Annotated in this window: 1 pseudogene; it reads right to left on the bottom strand. The window is 39.9% G+C overall.

The window, feature by feature from the left end:
- Positions 1 to 878 precede the first annotated feature (878 nt).
- A pseudogene (locus J3U16_RS11780) lies at positions 879 to 2,248 on the bottom strand (hypothetical protein); the annotation flags it as partial.

Here is a 2,248-nt window from a genome sequence, read left to right as displayed (position 1 = left end):
GTCAGATAAGGTGCACTACCCTGTATCGCATTCCTAGTTGTCTGTGATGTCAATGCATGACTGGAAAAAGGAAGGAAAAGAGCCACGGAAAAAACAATCTGCCGGGATAATTTGGAAAAATCGAAGGATCGAAAACAGGATCCAGAAAAGGATCTGAAAAAAGATCGAGAAAAGGATCGCGGAAGCGATCGCGCAAAAATTCGCAGAATTTCACTTGATTGCGTGGAAAAATAAGTTTCAGTGAAAAAATTAAACTGGGTGCTGGATTTAGACGAATTTAAAAGATAGGTTGGCCAGGTTGCCTGTTGCCTGTTGCCTGTTGAAAATTATAATGCATTTTAGACTACCTTGTCAAGTAATTTTTTGATTTATTTACAATTTTATACTTTTCTGTCAAATTTTAGCCTAGTAGCTAAAACCGTGTAAAAAGTATAGTGATTGGAAAAACACGATGCAACACTTTTTTTCGCTCATTTGCGTTAACTTTTGTAAATAAGATCTAAAAAGGATCTAGGTTATAATTGGTTAATTGATGTTTTAATTAGAGATATTGCAATTACAAATCTTTTAAATTATAGCGATTGATACTCAAAAATTTTATTTTAGGGCTTTGAATTAGAAATTTAGTGATTTGGATCATTTAATAATTTTTAAGTGACATTTAAAACCTCAAAAACCCCGCTCCTCAACTTTTTTTGAGATAAAATACCTAAAAAATAAACCCGCCTAAGCGGGTAATTGAAGCGTCGCTTAGCCGCAAAATCGCTTTTTATAGCTAAACGACGTTGACTCCTTGAGTCAGCTTACTTTTAATCACTCAACACTATTTTTTATCACCCCCGCCCCCGGCCTAAGGATTAAGGACGAAGGAATAAGAGCTAAGGATAGGCGCAAAGCCCGTACAAGTAGTTGAATTTGTCAAACCAACGTACATTACCGGTGGGTGAGTTGACGGTAAACTGGTTACGACCATCATAAGGGTCACTAGTCCAGTACAAACGGTTGGTGAAGCTAAAGTAATAGAACATTTCCCCCCACTCCGCTAAAAGACCAGCATCTATATGACGCATATAATGATTATCTGGCGAGGAAGGGGTGGCGCCGACTGAACCACGACAGTCAGAATGGTTGGTAGGACAAGATGCGTTTGTTAAATCCTTTACCTCAACAAGACGATAACCAAGACTATTACACCAAGATAAGGTATTAGGATAAGAGCCCTGCTTATCATCACGGTTGACGAACCACTGCTTCAAAGTAAAACCATATTTAATAACTGGATTACCATTATTGTCTCGACCGACCAACTCGAATGTCTGAGGCAAAGTAGGTTTAGAAATACGACCAGGATAGGATGAATTCTGTTGGGAATAAGTAGCGTAAGGACCAGTTAAAGTAACACGAACGCTTGTAGCAGTAGAATTAGACATTGTGACGGTGATACCTCCCTGAGAAACAGGAGACCAAGACAATGGCTGACTACTACCGGTAATGAGTAAATCAAAGTACAATCCATTAAGACCAGTTGTAGGAAAGTTTCTACCGTAAGAAGATGGGCCAGTTGACTGAGGGATAAAACCCTTAGCAGGGTCCCACATTGAAGATGGACCAGCAAAATCAAAAGTTGGTTCCCAATAGTCATCACCACGCTTACCACCAAATAAGCTAGGCCGAACAAAACAAACCACCGCCCCAGCCTTAGGATTGACGTAATAAGTCACATTACGGGCACTGAAAGTACTACGATTAGGAAAACCGTAACGAGTAGATAATGTACCGTCAGTACTAGATAACGTAACACGATAAGGTGCAGAATCAGTACATGTCGTTAACACTGTATCACGTGATACAGGCCGATTGTTTTTATCAACGATAGATAAACTTAAAGAACCTGTAGCACTAACACCAGAATCACCATCATCATCTCCCCAATAATTATTAGGTGGACCGATAAGTGAACTCAAAGCGACTGAATTAGTATCAGTAGGAACGAACATACGAATATCAGCAAAACTCTGACCCTCAACCGGTAAAGAGATTGGTGCTGAAGAAGATGAAGTATTGGTAGAAGGCGTGTACCTAGTTCCGTCAGATAAAGTAATCCCAAGCAGACCGTTAGCATCATCCGCACGAGTACGACCACCATCGAAAGTCAAATAAGGAGGAGTACCCTGTATCTGATTTGCTGTTGTCTGTGATGTCAATGCGTGACCCGAAAAAGGAAGGAAAAAGACCACGAAAAAAACAA

The sequence above is a fragment of the Gilliamella sp. B3023 genome, from assembly GCF_026536845.1.
Lineage (GTDB): Bacteria > Pseudomonadota > Gammaproteobacteria > Enterobacterales > Orbaceae > Gilliamella > Gilliamella apicola_E.
This window is presented reverse-complemented; position numbering and strand designations above follow the sequence as displayed.